This is a genomic window from Speluncibacter jeojiensis (assembly GCF_029589495.1).
Classification (GTDB): Bacteria; Actinomycetota; Actinomycetes; order Mycobacteriales; family Mycobacteriaceae; genus Speluncibacter; species Speluncibacter jeojiensis.
The window spans coordinates 1-21,414 of sequence record NZ_JAAIVF010000010.1; the positions used below are offsets into that span (position 1 = coordinate 1).

The 21,414-nt window shown below is 71.7% G+C and carries 20 protein-coding genes; 4 read left to right on the plus strand and 16 right to left on the minus strand.

What is annotated here, in order from left to right; translation table 11 throughout:
- Positions 1-837, plus strand: an 837-nt coding sequence (locus tag G4X40_RS21985; RefSeq protein ID WP_277835775.1) for an HNH endonuclease signature motif containing protein, incomplete at its 5' end; no start/stop codon positions are given.
- 130 nt (positions 838-967) lie between these two features.
- Here the strand turns inward: G4X40_RS21985 and G4X40_RS21990 are convergent.
- From G4X40_RS21990 to G4X40_RS22010, 5 genes are all read right to left on the minus strand, one after another.
- Entirely contained in the window at positions 968-2,179 is a 1,212-nt protein-coding gene (locus tag G4X40_RS21990; protein ID WP_277835776.1) for a cation:proton antiporter, read from the minus strand.
- A 65-nt stretch (positions 2,180-2,244) separates the two neighbouring features.
- Positions 2,245-3,753: an Asp-tRNA(Asn)/Glu-tRNA(Gln) amidotransferase subunit GatB gene (gene gatB, locus G4X40_RS21995; RefSeq protein WP_277835777.1), complete on the minus strand. Its 1,509-nt coding sequence runs from the start codon at positions 3,751-3,753 to the stop codon at positions 2,245-2,247.
- A 54-nt stretch (positions 3,754-3,807) separates the two neighbouring features.
- Positions 3,808-4,836: an ATP-dependent 6-phosphofructokinase gene (locus G4X40_RS22000; RefSeq protein ID WP_277835778.1), complete on the minus strand. Its 1,029-nt coding sequence runs from the start codon at positions 4,834-4,836 to the stop codon at positions 3,808-3,810.
- A gap of 89 nt (positions 4,837-4,925) precedes the next feature.
- Positions 4,926-5,588 carry a response regulator gene (locus G4X40_RS22005; RefSeq protein ID WP_277835779.1) on the minus strand — a complete coding sequence of 221 codons (663 nt, stop codon included), beginning with the start codon at positions 5,586-5,588 and terminating at the stop codon, positions 4,926-4,928.
- A gap of 9 nt (positions 5,589-5,597) precedes the next feature.
- Positions 5,598-6,764 (minus strand): sensor histidine kinase, encoded by a 1,167-nt coding sequence (locus G4X40_RS22010; RefSeq protein ID WP_277835780.1) that lies wholly within the window; start codon positions 6,762-6,764, stop codon positions 5,598-5,600.
- 254 nt (positions 6,765-7,018) lie between these two features.
- On the opposite strand from G4X40_RS22010, the gene G4X40_RS22015 reads away from it, so the two are divergent.
- Together G4X40_RS22015 and G4X40_RS22020 are read left to right on the plus strand one after the other, a co-directional pair.
- Positions 7,019-7,729, plus strand: coding sequence for a hypothetical protein (locus tag G4X40_RS22015; protein WP_277835781.1), 711 nt, complete (start codon positions 7,019-7,021; stop codon positions 7,727-7,729).
- A complete protein-coding gene (locus G4X40_RS22020; protein ID WP_277835782.1) occupies positions 7,726-9,246 on the plus strand; it encodes an alpha/beta-hydrolase family protein in 1,521 nt (506 codons plus the stop codon). The genes G4X40_RS22015 and G4X40_RS22020 overlap by 4 nt, the downstream gene beginning before the upstream one ends.
- Here the strand turns inward: G4X40_RS22020 and gatA are convergent.
- On the minus strand, positions 9,186-10,670 hold the full coding sequence (gatA, locus tag G4X40_RS22025) for an Asp-tRNA(Asn)/Glu-tRNA(Gln) amidotransferase subunit GatA (protein ID WP_277835783.1): 1,485 nt from the start codon (positions 10,668-10,670) through the stop codon (positions 9,186-9,188). The two genes, G4X40_RS22020 and gatA, sit on opposite strands and share 61 nt — an antisense overlap.
- Positions 10,667-10,966, minus strand: coding sequence for an Asp-tRNA(Asn)/Glu-tRNA(Gln) amidotransferase subunit GatC (gatC, locus tag G4X40_RS22030; RefSeq protein WP_277835784.1), 300 nt, complete (start codon positions 10,964-10,966; stop codon positions 10,667-10,669). Before gatC ends, gatA begins: the two co-directional genes overlap by 4 nt.
- A gap of 247 nt (positions 10,967-11,213) precedes the next feature.
- Between gatC and G4X40_RS22035 the strand changes: the two genes are divergently transcribed.
- On the plus strand, positions 11,214-11,867 hold the full coding sequence (locus G4X40_RS22035; protein ID WP_277835785.1) for an ACT domain-containing protein: 654 nt from the start codon (positions 11,214-11,216) through the stop codon (positions 11,865-11,867).
- On the opposite strand, the gene G4X40_RS22040 is transcribed toward G4X40_RS22035, so the two are convergent.
- The 9 genes from G4X40_RS22040 to G4X40_RS22080 form a co-directional block, all read right to left on the minus strand.
- Positions 11,864-12,367 (minus strand): GNAT family N-acetyltransferase, encoded by a 504-nt coding sequence (locus G4X40_RS22040; RefSeq protein ID WP_277835786.1) that lies wholly within the window; start codon positions 12,365-12,367, stop codon positions 11,864-11,866. The two genes, G4X40_RS22035 and G4X40_RS22040, sit on opposite strands and share 4 nt — an antisense overlap.
- A 7-nt stretch (positions 12,368-12,374) precedes the next feature.
- Complete coding sequence (ligA, locus tag G4X40_RS22045) at positions 12,375-14,504, minus strand: NAD-dependent DNA ligase LigA (protein ID WP_277835812.1); 2,130 nt, start codon at positions 14,502-14,504, stop codon at positions 12,375-12,377.
- A gap of 86 nt (positions 14,505-14,590) precedes the next feature.
- Complete coding sequence (locus G4X40_RS22050) at positions 14,591-15,112, minus strand: NADPH-dependent FMN reductase (RefSeq protein WP_277835787.1); 522 nt, start codon at positions 15,110-15,112, stop codon at positions 14,591-14,593.
- Between the two features lie 72 nt (positions 15,113-15,184).
- A complete protein-coding gene (locus G4X40_RS22055) occupies positions 15,185-16,228 on the minus strand; it encodes a methionine synthase (protein ID WP_277835788.1) in 1,044 nt (347 codons plus the stop codon).
- Positions 16,225-17,310: a tRNA 2-thiouridine(34) synthase MnmA gene (gene mnmA / locus G4X40_RS22060; protein ID WP_277835789.1), complete on the minus strand. Its 1,086-nt coding sequence runs from the start codon at positions 17,308-17,310 to the stop codon at positions 16,225-16,227. Before mnmA ends, G4X40_RS22055 begins: the two co-directional genes overlap by 4 nt.
- Positions 17,310-18,584, minus strand: a complete 1,275-nt coding sequence (locus tag G4X40_RS22065; protein WP_277835790.1) for a cysteine desulfurase family protein — start codon at positions 18,582-18,584, stop codon at positions 17,310-17,312. The genes mnmA and G4X40_RS22065 overlap by 1 nt, the downstream gene beginning before the upstream one ends.
- 72 nt (positions 18,585-18,656) lie before the next feature.
- Positions 18,657-19,490: a lysophospholipid acyltransferase family protein gene (locus G4X40_RS22070; RefSeq protein ID WP_277835791.1), complete on the minus strand. Its 834-nt coding sequence runs from the start codon at positions 19,488-19,490 to the stop codon at positions 18,657-18,659.
- Complete coding sequence (locus G4X40_RS22075) at positions 19,487-20,296, minus strand: GNAT family N-acetyltransferase (protein WP_277835792.1); 810 nt, start codon at positions 20,294-20,296, stop codon at positions 19,487-19,489. The genes G4X40_RS22070 and G4X40_RS22075 overlap by 4 nt, the downstream gene beginning before the upstream one ends.
- A 128-nt stretch (positions 20,297-20,424) precedes the next feature.
- On the minus strand, positions 20,425-21,381 hold the full coding sequence (locus G4X40_RS22080) for an electron transfer flavoprotein subunit alpha/FixB family protein (protein ID WP_277835793.1): 957 nt from the start codon (positions 21,379-21,381) through the stop codon (positions 20,425-20,427).
- Positions 21,382-21,414: the final 33 nt, after the last annotated feature.

Below are 21,414 nucleotides of genomic sequence, written 5' to 3' on the forward strand. Positions count from 1 at the left end.
AACGGGCGCGTTGTCATCAGGGGTGATGTGGATTCGGAGACCGGGGAGATGCTGCTGACGGCCCTGTCGAAACTCTCCGCACCCGTGCCGGGTCCGGGTGGGGAACCCGATCCGAGGCCGGCGGCGCTGCGGCGGGCGGACGCGGTCACCGAAATGCTGCGTCGCTTCCACGACTGCGGTGCCGGACCGGTCGAGGGCGGCGAGAAACCACACCTGACGGTGTTGGTGAACATCAACGACCTCCACCACTGCGACGGCGACGGCGATGGCGACGGGGAGGGTGGCTGCGAGTGCGGTTGCGGCGGCGAAGCCGGCCAGGGCGGCAAGGGTGAAGCCGCCGGCCACAGTAGCGGCAGCGGAGGCAGTCGCAACGGCCACGGGCCTGGGTCGGGATCCGGGTCCGCCGGCGGCCTCGGTCCGCAGATGATGTGGACCGGCCCGCTCTCCCGCGCCTCGACGCGCCGGTTGGCGTGTGACTGCATCATCACCCCGATCATCATCAACGACGACGGCGTCCCGTTGAAACTCGGCCGCAAAGACCGGTTGGTTCCCGCCTCGCTACGCCGCGCCTTGATCGTCCGTGACCGGTGTTGCGCGTTCCCCGGCTGCGGTAGGCCCGCCGCCTGGACAGACGCCCACCACATCATCCACTGGGCCGACGGCGGTGAGACCGACCTGTCGAACACGGTGCTGCTCTGCCGCTACCACCATCGACTGATCCACCACAGCGAGTGGGAAGTATTCATCGGACCCGACCTGCTTCCCTGGTTCCGGCCGCCACGCTCCCGCGACCCCGACCGAAAACCCCTCCCCGCCCACGGCCGCACCGCCGCCTGAGCGGGAAACCGAATCGGCCAAGCACCCGCACCGGAAAACCAAGCACCACAACCGAACACGTCAGCTCCGCACCGCAGAACCGCGGTGTGGGGCTGACGTGCACGGACATGACGTGTGCTCCGGCACGGCGTCAGGCCGGCGAGGGCTCCTCGTCGCGACGCCGCTCCAGCAGTGTGGCCGTCGACGGCAGCAGCAGGACCGTGACCGTGCCTGCCGCAACGAGAATCGAGGCGCTCGACTCACTCATCTGCCCGGCGGCGACCGCGACTCCGGTCACCGCCACGATCAGTGGCAGACCGGTCGCTCCGTACAGGCCCACCTGGAACTGCTCTCGGGTGGTGAACGTGCGACCGTTCGCCCGAGCGGGTTCGGTGCGGTCCAGCCGCGTCGCAATGAGTACCGGCAGTCCGCGCACCAGCAGGATCAGCAGCAAGAAGACCACCAGCACGAGCGGCTTGGCGGCGACCGCACCGATGTCGATCGCCATCCCGGCGGTCGTGAAGAACACCGGGATCAGGAAACCGAACGCCAAGCCCTCGAGCTTCTTCTCCAGACTCTCGTCGCCGGCGGGAAGCAGCCGGCGCAGGATGAACCCCGCGGCGAACGCCCCGAGAATGACGTCGAGCTCGAACACCGACGCCAACAGCAACAACGCGACGAGCAGCAGCATCGTCAACCGCACGGTCGTCTGTGCGGTGGTTTCCGAGCCGCGACGGATGATCCCCACAACCCGGGACCCCTCACGCTGCAAGAACCCCCTCGGCACTGCGCCAACGACGACCGCGGCGACGGCGAACAACACCAACGCGACCAGCGACCCGACCGCGCCCCTGCTGCCCAGCAGGACCGCCATCGCGATCACCGGGCCGAGCTCGCCGACCGCACCGTGATTGAGCACCGCGCGCCCGAGCGTGGTGCCCATCATCGAGTTGTCTTTGAGGATCGGCAGCAGCGTGCCCAACGCCGTCGACGTCAACGCGATCGCGACCGCCACCTCGGCGTTGACCGTCCCGGTCAGTCCGATCAACCCGATCACGCCGAACGCCAGCGCCAGACAGACGAGCCAGGTGACGATCGCCCGCCGTCCGCCCGGACCGCGCAGCTCGTCCGTCTCCACCTCGTAGCCGGCCAGCAGGAACAGCATGCCCAGACCGAGTTGCTTGAGCAGTTCGATCTCGTTGCTCACCACCGCCAGGTTCGCGACGTGCGGGCCGATGAGCACGCCGGCCACCAGCAGCAGCACCACCTCGGGTACCAGCTTGCGCGGCACCAGCCCCGCCACGAGTGGCGCGACCACAGCACTCAGCACGATCCAGAACAGGGACGCTCCAACGCTCGGCACGCAGCCGATTATCGTGGAGCGCCCCCGTCAGCGGAGCCGAAAAGCAAGCGTGTCGAGCAGCCCGGTCATGCGCAGGCAGCGAGCACCAGCTCCCGCACCCGGGCGGCGTCCGCCTGACCGCGGGTCGCCTTCATCACGTCGCCGACGATCTTCCCCGCGGCTGCGACCTTGCCGCCGCGGATCTTCTCGGCGATGTCCGGGTTGGCGGCCAGCGCCTTGTCGACCTCGGCCTGCAGGGCGCTGTCGTCGTTGACGACCTCCAGTCCCCGCGCGGCGACGACCTCGTCCGGCTCGCCCTCACCGGCCAGCACACCGTCGACGACCTGCCGGGCCAGCTTGTTGGTCAGCTTGCCCTCGGCGATCAGCGCGATCACACGGGCCAGCTGTGCCGGGGTGATCGGCAGTGCCGCGAGCTCGACCTCACGGGTGTTCGCCTGCTGCGTCAGGTAGGCGACCCACCACGACCGCGCCTCGGCCGCCGGCGCACCGGCCTCGGTGGTCGCGATGACCAATTCGAGCGCCCCTGCGTTGACCAGGTCGCGCATCTCCTCATCGGACACGCCCCACTCCGACTGGATCCGTGCCCGGCGCACCCAGGGCAGCTCGGGCAGGGTGCCGCGCAGCTGCTCGACCCACTCCGCGCTCGGCGCGACCGGCTCGAGGTCCGGCTCGGGGAAGTAGCGGTAGTCCTCGGCGGTCTCCTTGCGCCGGCCCTGCGAGGTGGTGCCGTCCGCCTCCTGGAAGTGCCGGGTCTCCTGTACGACCTCGCGGCCGGCCTCCAGCACGGCCGCCTGCCGGCGCATCTCATAGCGAACCGCCACCTCGACGCTCTTGAGCGAGTTGACGTTCTTGGTCTCGGTGCGGGTACCGAACTCGTCCGCGCCCTTGGGCATCAGCGAGACGTTGGCGTCGCAGCGCAGCGACCCCTGGTCCATCCGGACGTCGGACACCTCGAGCGCCTTGAGCAGGTCACGCAGCGCGGTCACATAGGCGCGCGCCACCTCGGGCGCACGCTCGCCGGTCGCCTCGATCGGCTTGGTCACGATCTCTACCAGCGGCACCCCGGCCCGGTTGTAGTCGAGCAACGAGTGGCTGGCGCCGTGGATGCGACCGGTCGCGCCGCCCACGTGCAGCGACTTGCCGGTGTCCTCCTCCATGTGTGCCCGCTCGATCTCGACCCGCCAGGTGGTGCCGTCGTCGAGCACGACGTCGAGGTAGCCGTTCTGCGCGATCGGCTCGTCGTACTGGGAGATCTGGTAGTTCTTCGGCTGATCCGGGTAGAAGTAGTTCTTCCGCGCGAACCGGCCCCACGGGGTGATCGAGCAGTTCAGCGCCAGCCCGATGCGGATCGCCGACTCGACGGCCTTCTCGTTGACCACCGGCATAGAACCCGGCAGTCCGAGGCAGACGGGGCAGACCTGCGTGTTCGGCTCGCCGCCGAAGGTGGTCGGGCAGCCGCAGAACATCTTGGTGGCGGTGCCGAGTTCGACGTGCACCTCCATTCCGAGGACCGGGTCGAACTTCTCGAGAACCTCGTCATAGGCGAGCAGGTCTTCGGACATGGCGGCAGTCATGGCAACGATATTAGTCACCCGGCCGGGCGCACCGACGGCCCCGCCGGTCACCGGTCAGCCGAACATCACCCGCATCTCCAGGTAGCGCTCGAGCGGCACCTTCTTGTGGTCCGCCAGTGCCTCGTCGAAGTGCACGGGGACGATGTCGGTGCCGTGCAGCGCCACCATGTTCCCCCACTGTCCCTGAGCGACCAGATCGGTCACGGCCATGCCGAGCCGGGTCGCCAGCACCCGGTCGAACGCGGTCGGCACGCCGCCGCGCTGCACGTAGCCGAGCACCGTGGCGCGCGTCTCGATCCCGGTGTGCTGCTCGATCATCGGCGCGAGCACCTCGGAGATGCCGCCGAGCCTGGGCCGGTCCAGGTTGTCCCGGCCCTTCGTCGAATACCCCTCGGCCATCTCCGGCAACCGGAAGCCCTCCGCCACCACCACCATCGGCGCCCGGCCGCGGTCTCGGACGCTGCACACCCAGGCGCAGACCTGCTCGATCGTCTCCGGGTGCTCGGGGATGAGGATTGCGTGCGCGCCTCCGGCCGTGCCCGAGTGCAACGCGATCCAGCCGGCGTCGCGTCCCATCACCTCGAGCACCATGCAGCGGCGATGCGAGTTGCCGGTGGTACGCAGGCGGTCGATCGCCTCGGTGGCGATCTCGACGGCGGTGTCGAACCCGAAGGTGTAGTCGGTCTGGTCGAGGTCGTTGTCGATGGTCTTCGGCACACCGACGATGCGGATGCCGTCGTCGTAGAGCCGCTGCGCGGCCGTGGCCGTCCCCTCGCCGCCGATCGCGATCACCGCGTCGATGCCGAGCCGCTCGAGTACCTCCGCGATCCGCGCCGCGCCCCCGTTCGGACCCTGATACGGACCGAACCTGCTGGTGCCGAGCATGGTTCCGCCCTCGTGGGACAGGCCGCGCACGGCCGGGCGGTCCAGTTCCATGACGTCGCCCTCGACCAGTCCGCGCCACCCGTCCAGGAATCCGACGAACTCCTGATCGTACACCGTGGTGCCCTTGAGGACCGCGCCGCGGATGACGGCGTTCAGGCCCGGACAGTCACCACCGCTGGTCAGGATGCCGACGCGCATGGCCCCATTGTGCCGCCGTGAGCACGCCGATACGGTGAAACGCCATGTCGGAGCGGCTCCCTCCGGCCTCTAGGCTCCGACCGATTGGCTCAACCGGGTGTGACGACGCCCGCCTCGTAGGCGACGACCACCGCCTGCGCTCGATCGCGCAATCCCAGTTTGCCGAGTACCTTGCCGACGTGCGTCTTGACCGTCTGCTCGGCGACGACGAGCGACGCCGCTATCTCGCTGTTGGAGAGCCCCCGCGCGATCAGTTCGAGCACCTCACGCTCACGCGGGGTCAGGGTGTCCAATCCGCTGACCGAGTTGCTGCGCGCAGGTCGGCGCCGGGTCACGTCGTCGATCAACCGGCGCGTGATCGACGGCGCCAGCAGCGCATCGCCCGCCGCGACGACCCGCACCGCCCGCACCAGTTCCTCGGCCGGCGCGTCCTTGAGCAGAAACCCCCCGGCGCCGAGTCGCAGCGCCTCGTACACGTAGTCGTCGATGTCAAAGGTCGTGAGCATCAGCACGTGCACCGGCGGGTCGGTCTTGGTCGCCAGGATCTCCCGCGTGGCCTCGAGCCCGTTCATCTCCGGCATGCGGACGTCCATCAGCACCACATCGGGGCGCAGTCGGCGCACCTCACGCACGGCGGTGCGTCCGTCGGACGCCTCGCCGATGACGCTCAGATCGGGTTGCGCCGCCAGCAGCGCCCCGAACCCCTGCCGGACCATGGCCTGATCGTCGGCGATGAATACCGTGATGGTCACCGGGCCACCCTATGCGCTCCCGACCGCGAATCCGGTGCGCGGGAGTCGGGCGCTGACCGCGAACCCGCCGCCGGCCAGCGGATGCGCCTCGAGGGTGCCGCCGACGGACTGCGCGCGTTCGCGCATGCCCGCGATCCCGTTGCCCCCGGAGCCCATCGCCCCAGGAGCGTTGACGACAGGGCCGTTCGCCACAGGCCCGTTCACCACCGTGACGACGACCAGTTCACTCTCGGCCACCCCCAGGTCCACGCGCGCCTCGACCGCGGCGCCCGGCGCATGCCGGGCGGCGTTCGCCAGCGATTCCTGGACGATCCGATAGGCCGCCAGACCCACCGCCTCCGTGACTCCGTCCTGCTCACCGGAGACCACCGGCGTCAACGACACGCCGGCGCGCCTGCTCGAGTCGAACAGCGCGGACAACTGGCCGACGCCGGGCTGCGGGGCCAGTTCGGCCGACTGGCCGTCGCTGCGCAGCACCCCGAGCATGCCGCGGATCTCGTTGAGCGCCTGCCGCGCCACCTCCCCGATCGAGTCGAACTCGGCCCGGGCCTCCGGCGAGACGTCACTCAGCCGGTAGGGCGCGGTCTGCGCCTGCACGACGACGAGGGACATGTGATGGGCCACCACGTCGTGCAGGTCCCGCGCGATCCGCGCACGCTCCTCGAGCACCGTGCGGCGGGTGCGTTCGAGTTCACTCAGTTCCTCCTGCCGCGCGAGTTGGCGACGCGAGAGCACCAGCCAGCGGATCAGCACGCAGAACAGCGCGAGCGCAGTGAGCCCGAAGGCCCAACCGAAACCGTCCCGTCCAGGCGCATACCCGATGAACAGCAGCACGGTGCCCAGCCACGCGAGTCCCGCGTGCACCGGCGGACACCGGAGCACCACCGCCGCCAGCAGTACCAGCAGCACGATGATGTGCACAACCTGCCACGGCAGCGGATAGTCCGCGTGCACGTCGAAGAACCACGGGATGGTCAGCGCGGCACCGGCCGAGATCAACCAGCCGAGGTCGGGGTTGACCCGGATCAGCGCGAACGGCAACGCCGCACACCCGGCGACGATCGGCTGTAGCGGCGCGGGTACCTCGTGGGTCAGGTGCAGGGTCGGCCAGGCCACCGAGAACAGCGTCAGCGTGGTCACCACCACGGCCAGGTCCAGCACGCCGCCGGACGACATGTGGGGCCACGACACATGGGGCCACGACACATGGGGCCACGACACGCGGGGCCGCCGGCTCCGGGGGGTCTTCCGCCGAACTGAGATCACCGTTTCACTGTAGGAAGCCGGGGACGACGGCGCGTCACCCTCAGGAGGGAGATCCAGATCGTACCGGAGTATCGGTCGCACCCCGCCCCACCTCTCACGTCCCACACCAAGATCACGTCACGGCTCGATGCCCCGTGCCACGATCGATTCCTAGCGTCACCGGCATGACCGCTACCCGCACGGACCGCTCCCCCACTCCGCGACGCCGGGCGCGCGCGGCGCTTTCCGCCGCCGCTGTCGTCGTCACCGCCACCGTCGGAGCCGGGTTCGGCACGGCGCTGCTCGCCCCGGCCGCCGCGGCACTCATCACCCCCACCTCCACCACCGACTCGGATACCGCTGCGGCACAGGCGATCACAGCACTGATCGGCGCTCGCGCCGCCGACCCCGAGATCGTTCCCGCCGGCTTCGCCGCCGAGGCGGGCTACCGGCCAGTGGTGCGAGGCGGGCTGTTGGTCAACCCCGACGGCGGCTGCTCGTCACCCATCGCATTGCCTTCCTCCTTCGACATCCCTTGCAAGGCACACGATCTCGGCTACGACCTGCTGCGCTACGCCCGGCGTCACGGCGGTGCACTGGGGCCGTGGGCCCGCCAGGGGCTCGACTCCCGGCTCGATCAGCGCATGCACGCCGCCTGCACGGTGCAGCAGACCGATGATGCCCGCACGGGTTGCTACGCGATGGCAAACCTGGCCGGCACCGCCGTCGACATGAACTCGTGGCGGCAGGGCTATGGGAACCCGGTGCACGAGCGCCTCGGCTGGTACGGCGTCGCGGGTGTCGGCGCCGGGTTGGCGACACTGGCCTGGTACTCGCGACGGCGCCGCCCTGAGGGCGCCTACCGGGACCTCGCCACATCGGCGGTGCCCGCGTGAGCGCCGCTCCCACGATCGCCCGGCCCCTGCACTGGGCCGCGCTCGCACGCGTGCCGAGCCTGACCGCCACCCTCGGCACCACCGCGGGCGCGACCGTCGCGCTGGCGCCGTCGCTGCTGCCCCGGTCCGCACCGGTGCAGGGCCTCGAGACCGGGCTGCTCGCAGCGGTCGGGCTGGGTCTGGCCGTCGGCATCCGCGCGCTGCTGCGCCTCACCTTCGGCCGGCGCGTCTGCGATCCACCCGACTCCGATCGGCCCTGCACGCACGCACGTCAGATGACCCGCGAGATCGGATTGGCCGGTGCCGTCCTCGTCGTGGCCGCGATGGTCGCCGTCGCAGCGAGTTGGCAGACCGGCCTGCGCGCGGCCATGTCGATGCCCGCCGTGGGGTCCGGCTACTGGATCGAGATGCTCACGATCGCGGCGACGACGCTCTCGACGGCCGCCGCGATCGGCTCCGCACTCCGCAGGGCGGTCGCGCGAACAGGCAGGATCCGCTGTGTTGCAGGACTGTTGACACTGATCACGCTCGGCACCACGTTCGGCGTGCCCGCGGCGTGGCGGTGGGCCGACGCGCACTACACGCGGGCCGACGCGATCCTCGAGTCGACGACCGCCCGGCCGCACCTGACCACACGCACCGGCGGTCCCGGCACGCTCGTGCCGTGGTCGACGCTCGGTGTCGAGGGGCGCCGGTTCGTCTCCGACGTCCGGCACCCGGCCGCTGCCCGGGTGTACGTGGGGATGGACAGTGCACCGACCGACGCGCGGCGGGCCGAGCTCGCGGTCGCGGAACTGCGGCGGACCGGCGGGCTCGACCGTAAGGCGGTGGTCGTGGCCGTCCCGACCGGGTCGGGTTGGATCGACGACGCGGCGGCGAACGCATTCGAACGCAGGTTCTCCGGTGACGTGGCCATCGTGGGCGTCCAGTATTCGGCCGTGCCCAGCTGGGTCGGCTATCTCTTCGACCGCGGGGGCGCCGTCGAGAGCGCACGGAACACGGTCGCCGCGGTCCGAGCCGCCCTCGACGCGCTGCCGCAGGATCGCCGGCCTGCGCTGTACGTGTACGGCCAGAGCCTGGGCTCGGTCGCGGGCAGCGCCGCCATCGCACAGGTACCGGTCTGCGGGGCACTGTGGGCAGGGCCACCCGCGGGAACCCTCGCACCGACGAGCACCGCGGTTCCGGGAAACACTGCAGTTCCGGGAAACACTGCGGTGCTGGCCAATTCGTCCGATCCGGTGGTGCGGTTCTCCCCCCGGCTGCTGTGGTCGCCGCCGCGCGCACACGGCACCCGCACCGATGCGCCGGTACCTCAGTGGTTGCCGCTGGTCGGCTTCGTGCAGACCGGCGTCGACCTGCTCTCCGCCACGGCGACACCGCCGGGGCACGGTCACGTCTACGGCGCCGGCCAGGGCGACGCGTTACCCGCGTGCCGCCCCGGCCGGTCCGGATCCGATCAGATGGCGGCGGTCGCCAGTTCGCCGCGCGCCGCCTCGTACGCCGCGCCGACCCGGTAGAGCCGCTCGTCGGCGAGCGCGGGCGCCATGATCTGCAGGCCGACCGGCAGCCCGTCGTCGGCCGACAGTCCCGACGGCACCGAGATCGCGCAGTTGCCGGCCAGGTTCGTCGGCAACGTGCACAGGTCCGACAGGTACATCGCCAGCGGATCGTTGACCTTCTCGCCGATCTTCCACGGGGTGAACGGGCTGGTCGGCGACACGAGCACGTCGGCCTGCTCGAACGCGGCCGCGAAGTCGCGGGCGATGAGCGTGCGCACCTTCAGTGCCTGCCCGTAGTACGCGTCGTAGTACCCGGACGACAACGCGTAGGTGCCGATCATGATGCGGCGCTTGACCTCTTTGCCGAATCCGGCGGCGCGGGTCGCGGACATCACCTGTTCGGCGCTCATCGATCCGTCGTCGACGCGCATGCCGTAGCGCATGGCGTCGAACCGGGCCAGGTTCGACGACACCTCGCTGGGCAGGATCAGGTAGTACGAGGCGAGCGCGTGGGTGAAGTGCGGGCAGGACACCTCGATGACCTCGGCGCCCAGATCGGTCAGTTGCGCGACCGCGGCGTCGAAGGACTGCAGCACGCCGGGCTGGTAGCTGTCCGAGTGCAGTTCACGCACCACGCCGACCTTGACCCCGCGCAGATCGCCGCGGGCACCCTCACGGGCCGCGGCGACGACCGGGCGGACCGGTTCGTTCACCGACGTCGAGTCGCGCGGGTCGTAGCCGGCGACGACCTCGTGCAGCAGCGCGGTGTCCAGCACGGTGCGACCGCACGGTCCGCCCTGGTCCAGCGACGACGCGCAGGCCACCAGCCCGAACCGGGAGACGGTCCCGTAGGTGGGCTTGACGCCGACCGTCGAGGTGACCGCCGCCGGCTGGCGGATCGAGCCGCCGGTGTCGGTGCCGATCGCCAACGGGGCCTGGAACGACGCGAGCGCCGCGGCCGAGCCGCCGCCGGAACCGCCCGGGATGCGGGTGGTGTCCCACGGGTTGCGGGTCGGGCCGTAGGCGGAGTTCTCGGTGGACGAGCCCATCGCGAACTCGTCGAGGTTGGTCTTGCCGAGCACCGGGATGCCCGCCTGGCGCAGCTTCGTGGTCAGCGTGGCGTCGTACGGCGACGTCCAGCCCTCGAGGATCTTCGACCCGCAGGTGGTCGGCATGTCGGTGGTGGTGAACACGTCCTTGAGCGCCAGCGGCACGCCGGCCAGCGCCGAGGCGGGCGCTTCCCCCGCCGTGCGCGCGTCGTCGACCGCCCGCGCCGCCGCCAGGGCCTGCTCGCCGGCGACGTGCAGGAAGGCGTGCACCTCGCCGTCGACCTGTGCGATGCGGTCCAGATGCGCCTGGGTCACCTCGACCGAGGAGACCTCGCCGGAGTGGATCCGGTCCGCCAGGTCTGCTGCGGACAGTCGGGTCAGCTCTGCACTCACTGCTCTTCTCCCAGGATCTGCGGCACGGAGAACCGGTCTTGCTCGACGGCGGGCGCGGCCGCCAGGGCCTGCTCCGGGGAGAGCCCCGGGACCACGACGTCCGGTCGGGTCACATTGGTCACCGCCGCGGGGTTCGCCATCGGCGGCACGTGGTCCGCAGCCACCTCGGTGACCGTCTTGACGTAGCCGAGGATGGCGTCGAGTTGGCCGGCGAACTCGTCCAGCTCCACATCGCTCAGATCGAGTCGGGACAGCCGGGCGAGGTGCGCTACCTCGTCGCGGGAGATGTCAGGCACCGCGTGGGCCCCTTTCCGGCCGCGCGGGCCCGTCGGGAAGGTCTCGGACGACCACGCTCGGCGGCACCGATCCGCGAGGGATCACCGACCCGGTGGTCGTCGTCCAGCCTAGTTCGTGCGCCCGCACCGGCAGAACTCAGCCGGGCACACGGGGACCCGGACGTGCGCGGGAGCACGCGCGCGCCGGCGATGAGACAATCATGGGGAATCGGGGGCACCGGGATCCCCATGCGGAAAGGGGTCTTTCGTGTCGTACCTGCTACGGGTCGTGCTACCCGACCGTCCGGGCAGTCTGGGTGCACTGGCCGTCGCGCTCGGCTCGGTCGGCGCCGACATCCTCTCGCTCGACGTGGTCGAGCGCGGCACCGGATTCGCGGTCGACGACCTGATCGTCGACGTGCCCCGCGGGGCGCTGCCCGACACACTGATCACCGCCGCCGAGCAGTTGCCCGGCACCCGCGTCGACTCGATCCGGCCGTTCACCGGCATGCTCGACGCGCACCGTGAACTCGAGCTGATCGACCACGTCGCCGGCGCCGGCGGAGGCAATCGCCTGCAGGTGCTCGTCGACGAGGCCCCCCAGGTGCTGCAGGTGCACTGGGCCACCGTCGTCGACACCGACGACGGCGCCACCCGCCGGATCGTGGGCAGCGCCGGGGCGCCGGAGACGCCGGCCGGAGCCGTCGCCGGGCTGCCGCTGCAGCGCGCCGCGGTCCTCGACGCCACCGCCGACTGGGTGCCGCCGCTGTGGCAGGAACTCGACACCCAACTGGCTGCGGCGCCACTGGGATCGGGTAACCGCACGCTGGTGGTCGCGCGGACCGGCGGGCCGGCGTTCCGGCCGGCCGAGATCGCGCGGCTGGGCTACCTCGCCGGGATCGTCGCGACCGTGTTGCGCTAAAGCCCGTCTGCGCCGGGGCGATCCAACACGCGCACAAGCACTTCCAACGTGAGTCCGTCGACCGGCTGCCAATAGCGGTCCGGGTCGGGCACGAACCCGGCCCGGTCGTAGATGCGGCGGGCGGCCACCATGTTCGGCTGGGTGGACATCACGACCGCGCTGCGGTCGCGGCGGCGGGCGGTGTCCAGGACGTGCTCGACGAGCGCCGTGCCGACCCCGTGACCGCGACCGACCGGAGCCACCGCGAGCATGCGGAACTCGAGCTCACCGGGCCGCGCGATGTCGGCGAACGGTGTTCCCGGATCGGCGAGGGTGACCGACCCGGCCAGCTGCCCGTCGACCAGGCCGACGACGAGCTCGGCCTGCTCGGCCCGGCCGGCCGCGTCCCGCAGTCGCTCCAGATAGGCGTCCTGCTCACCGAGCAGGTCGACGTAGGCGGCGGCAGTCTGCGCGCCGACCTCGTCCAGTTCGTCGGCGCGCACCCGGCGGATCTCGATCATCTCCGGATCACTGCGCCTCGTCGCCGACGGGCGCGACCGCGCCCGGACCCTGGGCGAGCAGGGCGCGGAAGCCGTCCTCGTCGAGGATCGGCACACCCAGGTCAGAGGCCTTGTCCGCCTTGGATCCCGGCGCGTCGCCGACCACGACGAACGCGGTCTTCTTCGACACCGATCCCGCCGCCTTGCCGCCGCGGACCAGGATCGCCTCCTTCGCCTCGTCCCGGGTGAACCCGGCCAGCGACCCGGTCACCACGATCGACAGTCCTTCGAGGGTCCGTTCGATGGACTCGTCGCGCTCGTCCTCCATCCGCACGCCCGCGGCACGCCACTTCGCGACGATCTCGCGATGCCAGTCGACGGTGAACCACTCGACGACCGCCGAGGCGATGGTCGGGCCCACGCCCTCGACCGCACCCAGTTCGTCGGCACCGGCGTTCTCGATGCGTTCGAGGCTGCCGAACTCGGTGGCCAACGCGCGGGCCGCGGTCGGGCCGACGTGGCGGATCGACAGGCCCACGAGCACCCGCCACAACGGCTGGTCCTTGGCGATGGACAGGTTCTGCAGCAGCCGTCGGCCGTTGGCGGAGAGCCCGCCCGCCTTGGTGGTGAACAGCGTGGTCTCGAGCAGATCCTGCTCGGTGATCCCGAACAGGTCGCCCTCGTCGCCGATGACCCCGGACCCCAGCAGTTCGGTCGCCGCCTCGTAGCCGAGCACCTCGATGTCGAACGATCCCCGCCCGGCCAGGTGGAAGAGCCGCTCGCGCAACTGCGCCGGGCAGTGGCGGTTGTTCGGGCAGCGGATGTCGACGTCGCCCTCCTTCGCCGGGGCCAGCGTCGATCCGCATTCGGGGCATTCGGTGGGCATGACGAACTCGCGCTCGGAACCGTCGCGCACGTCGACGACCGGGCCGAGCACCTCGGGGATGACCTCGCCGGCCTTGCGGATGACGACGGTGTCGCCGATGAGGACGCCCTTGCGCTTGACCTCCGCGCCGTTGTGCAGGGTCGCCAGCGAGACCGTGGAACCGGCCACCGTCACGGGCTTCATGTAGGCGAACGGGGTGACCCGGCCGGTGCGCCCGACGTTGACCCGGATGTCGAGCAGTTCGGTCGTCGCCTCCTCCGGTGGGTACTTGTAGGCGATCGCCCAGCGCGGCGCGCGCGAGGTCTCGCCGAGCTCGACGTGCAGCGACATCTCGTCGACCTTGACCACGAGACCGTCGATCTCGTGCTCGACGTCGTGCCGGTGCTCGTCCCAGTAGCCGACCTTCTCCGCCACCGCGTCGGCGCCCTGCACCCGGGTGGTGTGGGTGGACACCGGCAGACCCCACGCCGCCAACGCCTCGTACGCGTGGAACTGGGAGTCCGGGGTGAACCCGACGGTGCGGCCGAGCCCGTGGCAGATCATCCCGAGCCTGCGCCGCGCCGTCACCGCGGGGTTCTTCTGCCGCAGCGACCCGGCGGCGGAGTTACGCGGGTTGGCGAACGGCGCCTTGCCCTCGGCCACCAGCGACGCGTTCAGCGCCGCGAAATCCTCCAGCCGGAAGAACACCTCGCCCCGGACCTCGAGCAGCTCGGGGATCGGGAAACCGTCCCGCGCGGTGAGCGTTTCGGGGATGTCGTCGATGGTGCGGGCGTTGAGTGTGACGTCCTCGCCGGTGCGCCCGTCGCCGCGGGTCGCCGCGCTGGCCAGCCGGCCGTTCTCGTACACCAGATCGAGGGCGACACCGTCGATCTTCACCTCGCACAGATAGTGCAGCGACGATCCGACCTGTCCCTCGACCCGGGAGATCCAGGCGCGCAGCTCGTCCTCGTCGAAGACGTTGTCCAGGCTGAGCATCCGGTCGAGGTGCTCGACCGCCGTGAACTCGGTGGCGAATCCTCCGCCGACGAGCTGGGTGGGCGAGTCCGGTGTGCGCAGGTCCGGATGGCGCTCCTCGAGGTCGCCCAGCTCGCGCAGCAACGCGTCGAACTCGCCGTCCGAGATGACCGGCGCGTCCTTGACGTAGTAGCGGAACTGATGCCCCCGCACCTCCTCGGCAAGGCGGTGCCAATGTTCACGCTCGGCGGGCGTGGCCGCCGGCGCCGCGTCGGTGCCCGGATCGACGACGGCGCGGTCAACCGCGCCGTCGTCCAGGGCGTGATCGTCCAGAGCGCCGGGCTGGTCTGTTGCGGGGGCTTCCACAACGGCAGATTATCCCAGGTCTACGACAGAGACGGCGGTCACGCGGCGGCGGCCTCGGTCAGCACCCCGAGCACCCCGCGCAGCCCCTCTCGGACCGCGGGATCGACGATCAGCCCGTCCGGCCCGACCGACTCGCGGGCGACCGGCACCCGTACGCAGGCCCCCTCGACGACATGGGCTCCGACATAGCCGAGCACCAGCGCGAGCGTGGCGACGGCCCCGTCACCGCGCCCCGGCGGTGCGACGTTCACCCACGCGACCGGCTTGCCGGCGAGCTGCCCGCCGCCGACGGTCCAGTCGAGCAGGTTCTTCAGGCTGCCGGGCAGCGTTCCGGCATACTCCGGCGTGCAGAACAGCACCGCGTCGGCACCGTCGATCTGCGACAGCAGCGCGGCGACCGGCTCAGGCGGCGCAGCACCGTCGGGAACGAAGGCGGGCAACGCCGTCAGCCCGTCGAACAGCACACAGTCGACGTCGGCGACGCCTCGCGCGGTGCGCAGCGCCGCGGTGTTCGCCGACCCGGCCCGGGTGCTGCCCGACACCAACAAGATCGTGGTCACGATCCCCTCAACCTCGCCGCCCCGGCCGACATTCCGCGCGCGGCAGAGCGGCCTCGGCAGAGCGCGCCCGGCTCAGAGCCGCTCGGGCTCCTCCGCCAGCGCCGTGGCGACATCCCGGCACAGCCGCAGCGCCCCGCGGGCCCACGACAGGTCCGCTCCGGACAGCCCACAGCGCGGCGTCACCAGCACGCGCTCGGCCAGCACGCCGCGCGCAAAGCCCAACCGGTCCACCAGCTTCAGTGCGACATCGGCCACCTCGCGCCAGGCCGGCGCACGGCCGTCGAGGGTGGTGGGCACCAGCCCGAGCATCAGCGTCACGCCCGCCTCGATCAGCTCCCCGACCCCGTCCAGGTCCGCCGCGGTCAGCAGGGGCGCATCGAACGACACAGCGGCGATACCCGACCGGCCACTCTTCAGGCCCCGCAACATCTTCCACGGGATTCCGGGGGCACAGCAGTGCAGCGCGACCGGCCTGTCCACCGTGGCGAAGACGTGTTCGAGCAGGTGCGCGACCTCCGGCTCGGGCAGCGCCGCAACCGAGTCGAAGGCGCTGCGACCGCGCAGGGTCCCGCCGAGCACCGCCGGCAGCTGCGGCTCGTCGAACTGCACCACGGCCCGCGCGCCGAGCCTGCGCTCGACCTCGGCCGCGTGTACGCGCATCCCCTCGGCGAGCGAATCGGCGATGTCGCGCAGGGCGCCGCGGTCGGTGAGCACCCGCTTGCCGCCGGTCAACTCCAGCTCCGCCCCCAACGTCAACGGCCCGGCGGACTGGAGCTTGATCACCCGGCCCGACCCGACCAGTCCGGCCCGTTCCCAGGCCTCCTCGAGCGCGTCGAGATCGCGGCGCAGGTGGTCGGCGGCGCCGCGGTGCACCGAGCCGACGTGCGGCACCAGCCGATAGCCGGTGGTCGAGAGGTCGATCGCGATGTCGACGAGCAGCGCACCGGAACGGCCGATCATGTCGGCCCCGACACCGCGCGCGGGCAGCTCGACAAGGTGCGGCAGCGCCTCGAGTTCGCCGATGACCGTCGCCGCGGCCTCGCGCGGATCCGTTCCGGGCCAGGATCCGATGCCGGTGGCCACCCCGACCGGGTAGCCCGGCCGTTCCTCGCTCACCCGCGGGACCCGGTGCCCGCGATGGTCCCGCTGCCGAGCACGATGTCGCCGTCGGCATCCGGAAGGTAGAGCACCGCGGCCTGGCCCTTGGCAACTCCGGTCAGCGGTTCGCGCAGGTCGATGTCGATACCCGAATCACGCTGCTGCGCAACGGCTGCCGCAATCCCACCATGTGCGCGGACCTGGACCACACACTCGACCGGACCGTCGGGGGCGTGCCCCGCCGTCCACACCGCGCGTTCGGCGCGGATCGACCGCACCCGCAACCGCTCCGCCGATCCGACGCGGACCACGCCGGTCTCCGGTTCGATCGCGGTCACGTAGCGCGGGCGGCCGTCGGCCGCGGGCCCCTCGACGCCGAGTCCCTTGCGCTGACCGATCGTGAATCCGTGGACCCCCTCGTGGCGCGCCAGCACGTCGCCGGTGTCGGCGTCGATCACCGCGCCCGGCCGCACGCCGATCTTCGCGCCCAGGAAGGCGCGGGTGTCGCCGGACGGAATGAAGCAGATGTCGTGGCTGTCCGGCTTGTCGGCGACCGCGAGTCCGCGGGCTGCGGCCTCCTCGCGGATGGCCGGCTTGGCGGTATCGCCGACCGGGAACATCGCCCGGGCGAGTTGTCCGGCGGTGAGCACGGCGAGCACGTACGACTGGTCCTTGTCCGCGTCGACCGCGCGGCGCAGCACGCCTCCGGAGAGCCGGGCGTAGTGGCCGGTGGCGACCGCGTCGAACCCGAGCGCGATCGCGCGGTCGGCCAGGGCGGAGAACTTGATCTTCTCGTTGCAGCGCAGGCACGGATTGGGTGTCTCGCCCGCGGCGTAGGCCGCGACGAAGTCGTCGATCACGTCCTCTTTGAACCGGTCGGCGAAGTCCCAGACGTAGAACGGGATGCCGAGCACGTCGGCGGCGCGCCGCGCATCCCCGGCGTCCTCCTTCGAGCAGCACCCGCGCGAACCGGTGCGCAACGTTCCGGGGGCGGTAGACAGCGCCAGGTGGACCCCGACCACGTCGTGTCCCGCCGCAACCGCACGTGCGGCCGCCACCGCGGAGTCGACGCCGCCGCTCATCGCAGCAAGTACACGCATCAGCTGTCCCCGTTCCGCATGGGCTGTCCCCAGACACCGACCGCCGCGGCGGACTCGAGGTCGCGCACGGCGCCACCGGCCATCCCCGCCGCCCGGGCACGCTCGACCACCTGCGGCAGTGCCGCGAGCAGCGTGTCGACGTCCCGGTCGGTCGAGGTGTGGCCGAGCGAGAAGCGCAGCGAGCCGCGCGCCCCGAGCCGGTCGACGCCCATCGCGACCAGCACATGGCTGGGCCGGGCCACGCCGGCCGTGCATGCCGAGCCGGTGGAGCACTCGATCCCGTTGGCATCGAGCAACATCAGCAGCGAGTCCCCCTCACAGCCGGGAAAGGTGAAGTGCGCGTTGCCGGGCAGCCGGTCCGCGCCGACCGGGCCGTTGAGCACCGCATCGGGTATCAGCTGCAGCACCCCGTCGACCAGTCGGTCGCGTAGCACCCGCTGGCGTTCGGCCTCCACGGACAGCTCGGTGACCGCCTCGCGCAGCGCCGCCGCCATGCCGACCACCGCCGCGGTGTCGGGGGTGCCCGACCGCACGTCGCGCTCGTGGCCACCGCCGTGCAGCAGCGGCACGCAGGCGACCTCGCGGCCGAGCAGCAGCGCACCGGCCCCGTGCGGTCCGCCGAACTTGTGGGCGGCCACGCTCATCGCGTCGAGACCGCTCGCGGCGAAGTCGACCGGCAGGTGGCCGACCGCCTGGATCGCGTCGCTGTGCATCGGCACGCCGAACTCGTGCGCGACCGCGGCCAGCTGCGCGATCGGCATGATGGTGCCGACCTCGTTGTTCGCCCACATGACCGTCACCAGTGCGACGCTGTCGCCGTGCTCGGCGAGTTCCGCACGCAGCGCGTCCGGGGCGACAAGTCCGTCGCGGTCGACCGGCAGCCAGCTCACCTCGGCACCCTCGTGATCCGCCAGCCACTGCACCGCGTCGAGCACCGCGTGGTGCTCGACCGCGCTCGCCAGGATCCGCCGGCGGCCGGGGTCCCGCGCGGACCGCGCCCAGTAGATGCCCTTGACCGCGAGGTTGTCGCTCTCGGTGCCCCCGGAGGTGAAGATCACCTCGGACGGTCGCGCACCGACGTCGGCCGCGATGGACTCGCGTGCCTCTTCGACGTGCCGGCGCGCGGCCCGGCCGGAACCGTGCAGGGACGCCGCGTTGCCCACGGTCGCGAAGATCTCGTTCATCGCGCTGATCGCGGACGTTCGCATCGGGGTGGTGGCCGCGTGATCGAGGTAGGCCGGGCCCTCGATCGAGTTGCTGGCGAGAGAAGTCATGACGGTTGCCAGGATAGCCCGACTCCCGACCCCGACGTCGGGGCAGGCTCGGCGACGATCATCGCCGCCCGCTCACGCGGCCAGCACCACGTCCTGCACACGTCCGGCCAGCGTGCGGCGGCGGTCGCCGCGCCGGCCCGGCGCCGTGGCGTCGTCATCCGGTCCCACCTCGACCGTCTGGACCGGCGGGGCGAGGCGTACCTCGACCGTGACCGGCCGGGACCGCAGCATCCGCAGCAGCGCCCGCGGCATCGTCTCGTCCCCGACGAAGCACGGCACCGTGGTGCACCGGCCCCGGTCGTCGACGTACCGCAGCGCGACCGGTTGCACCGGCACCCCGGCGTCGACCGCCGCCTGGAACAGCGCCGGCGCGAATGCGCCGTGCCGGAGCCCGCACCAGGTGGTCCCCTCCGGGAACACCGCGACCGATCGCCCCGACCGCAGTGCTCCCGCCGCGGTGTCGACCACCGCCGGCAGCGATCGCAGGCCCGCCCGGTCGATCGGGATCACCCGGATGCGGCGCGCCAGCGCCCCGATCAGCGGCCAACCCATCAGATCGGCCCGCGCCACGAAGGAGACCGGGCACACCGCGCTCACCGCCAGCACGTCGGCCCAGGACACGTGCCCGGCGACCAGCAGCGACGCTCCCCCGGCCGCCGTGCCGCGGTCGTCGCGGATCCGCAGGCGCAGTCCGAAGGCACGCAAGAGTGCGCGGGCATAGCCGCGCCACAGCCGCGCCCGGGCGCTCGCGCAGACCCTCGCGGGGACGAGTACCAGCGGGAGCGCCGACAGGGTGACCGCCACCGCCACCGCGCGGACGATCGCGCGGACCGCACCGCTGCCCCGGCGCAGCGTCGGCACGCACCCGGCGCCGCAGCCGCTGCTGGGCAGCCAGGCGTGGCTCACGCGGCACCGGTCGCGGCGAGGAAGCGGTCCAGGTAGCGCTGGTCCGCGTGGTGCGCCCCGAGCAGCACCACGAAGTCGGCCACCCCGAACTCGGGGTCGTGGGCAGGCTCGCCGCACACCCGTGCGCCGATCCGCAGATAGGCCCGCAGCAACGGCGGGAGCACGGCCCGCGCGGCGGGCTCGATCTCGTCGAGGCCGCGGCCGTCCACCCGCACCGGGCGGTGGGGTCGGACCTGCCAGCGGGGGTCGTGCGCGTAGCGGGAGCTGACCACATCACGGACGGCGCGGACGTTCGCCCCGGGCCGCTCGCCCGGGGTCGACCGCATCGGCACCGACACGCAGCCGACCAGCCAGCTGTGGTCGGTCATGCTCAGGTACCGCAGGATGCCCGACCACAGCAGTGCGCTCACCGCGCCCGACCGGTGGTCCGGGTGCACGCAGGCCCGGCCCAGTTCGACCGCGCCGGGCAGGATCGGCGCCAGCGCGTCGAGGTCGAATTCCGTTGCCGTGTAGGGCCCGCCGAGCGCACGCGCGCCCTCCGGCGGCAGCAACCGGTAGCAGCCGACCGCATCTCCGGTGACGCGGTCACGCACGAGGATGTGGTCGCAGAACGTGTCGAACCGGTCGACGTCGCGCTCGATCGCCGCCGCGAACGCGCCGAGCGTGAACCCCGGTTCGGTAGAGAACACCTGGTAGCGAAGTCGTTGTGCCGCTTCGATGTCCGCGCGATCCCGGGTCAGGACGACGCTGTAGCGCCCGGCAGTGGCCGAGGCGGCGGAAGGGGAACCGACACAGGCTGTGGTCATGGCCACAGGTGTATCCCGGCCACCTCACCGGACCCTGACATCGAGGTGTCGGCGATGTGCAGGCTCGGTGAACGCCCGCGACCCCGCTCCCGATGTCCGGGAGCGGGGTCGCGGGTCGAACGGGTCGATCAGCCCTTGTGGGCCTTGACCGCCTCGGTCAGCTGCGGGGCCACGTCGAACAGGTCGCCGACGACGCCGAAGTCCGCGATCTCGAAGATCGGGGCCTCTTCGTCCTTGTTCACGGCGACGATGGTCTTCGAGGTCTGCATGCCGGCGCGGTGCTGGATCGCACCGGAGATGCCCAGCGCCACGTACAACTGCGGCGAGACCGTCTTGCCGGTCTGGCCGACCTGGAACTGGCCCGGGTAGTAGCCCGAGTCCACCGCAGCACGCGAGGCGCCGACGGCGGCACCGAACGCGTCGGCGAGCGGCTCGATGACCTTCTCGAAGTTCTCCGCCGAGGCGACGCCGCGGCCACCGGAGACGACGATCGACGCCTCTGTGAGCTCGGGGCGGTCGCCGCCGACGATCGGGTGGCGGGCCGTGACCTTGACGCCGTTCTCCGGCTCCGCGACCTCGACCGCGACCTGGGTGCCGGCGCCGGCCTGCGGGGCCGCCTCGACGGCGCCCGGACGCACGGTGATGACCGGGACGTCGCCGTTGGCCTTGGCCTGAACGGTGAACGCGCCACCGAAGATCGAGTGCACGACGGTGCCGTCGCCGTTGACCTCGACGACGTCGCCGAGCAGCCCGGAGCCGATGCGCGCGGCCAGGCGGCCCGCAACCTCCTTGCCCTCGACGCCCGCGGCGATGATCACCGCGGCCGGGGAGGCCGACTCAACGAGGCCGGCGAGCACGTCGACCTTGGGGGTGACCAGGTAGCCGTCGACGACGTCCGACTCGGCGGCGTAGATCTTCTCGGCGCCGGCGGCGGCCAGCGCATCGGCCAGCGCCGCGGCGGTGCCGGCCGGGCCGGCGACGACGGCGGCGGGCTCACCGAGAGCGCGTGCGGCCGTGAGCAATTCGGTGCTGACCTTCTTCAGCGCACCCTCGGCGTGCTCGACGAGCACAAATACCTCTGCCATTTGCCTGCTTCTCCTGTTCTGGTTCTGGTCTCG

Coding starts and splice junctions, on each gene's coding strand:
- G4X40_RS22075 (WP_277835792.1), bottom strand. CDS start 20,296: ATGACCACAGCCTGTGTCGGTTCCCCTTCCGCCGCCTCGGCCACTGCC.
- G4X40_RS22015 (WP_277835781.1), top strand. CDS start 7,019: ATGACCGCTACCCGCACGGACCGCTCCCCCACTCCGCGACGCCGGGCG.
- G4X40_RS22000 (WP_277835778.1), bottom strand. CDS start 4,836: ATGCGCGTCGGCATCCTGACCAGCGGTGGTGACTGTCCGGGCCTGAAC.
- mnmA (WP_277835789.1), bottom strand. CDS start 17,310: ATGCGTGTACTTGCTGCGATGAGCGGCGGCGTCGACTCCGCGGTGGCG.
- gatB (WP_277835777.1), bottom strand. CDS start 3,753: ATGACTGCCGCCATGTCCGAAGACCTGCTCGCCTATGACGAGGTTCTC.
- G4X40_RS22080 (WP_277835793.1), bottom strand. CDS start 21,381: ATGGCAGAGGTATTTGTGCTCGTCGAGCACGCCGAGGGTGCGCTGAAG.
- G4X40_RS22040 (WP_277835786.1), bottom strand. CDS start 12,367: ATGATCGAGATCCGCCGGGTGCGCGCCGACGAACTGGACGAGGTCGGC.
- G4X40_RS22010 (WP_277835780.1), bottom strand. CDS start 6,764: ATGTCGTCCGGCGGCGTGCTGGACCTGGCCGTGGTGGTGACCACGCTG.
- G4X40_RS22065 (WP_277835790.1), bottom strand. CDS start 18,584: ATGACTTCTCTCGCCAGCAACTCGATCGAGGGCCCGGCCTACCTCGAT.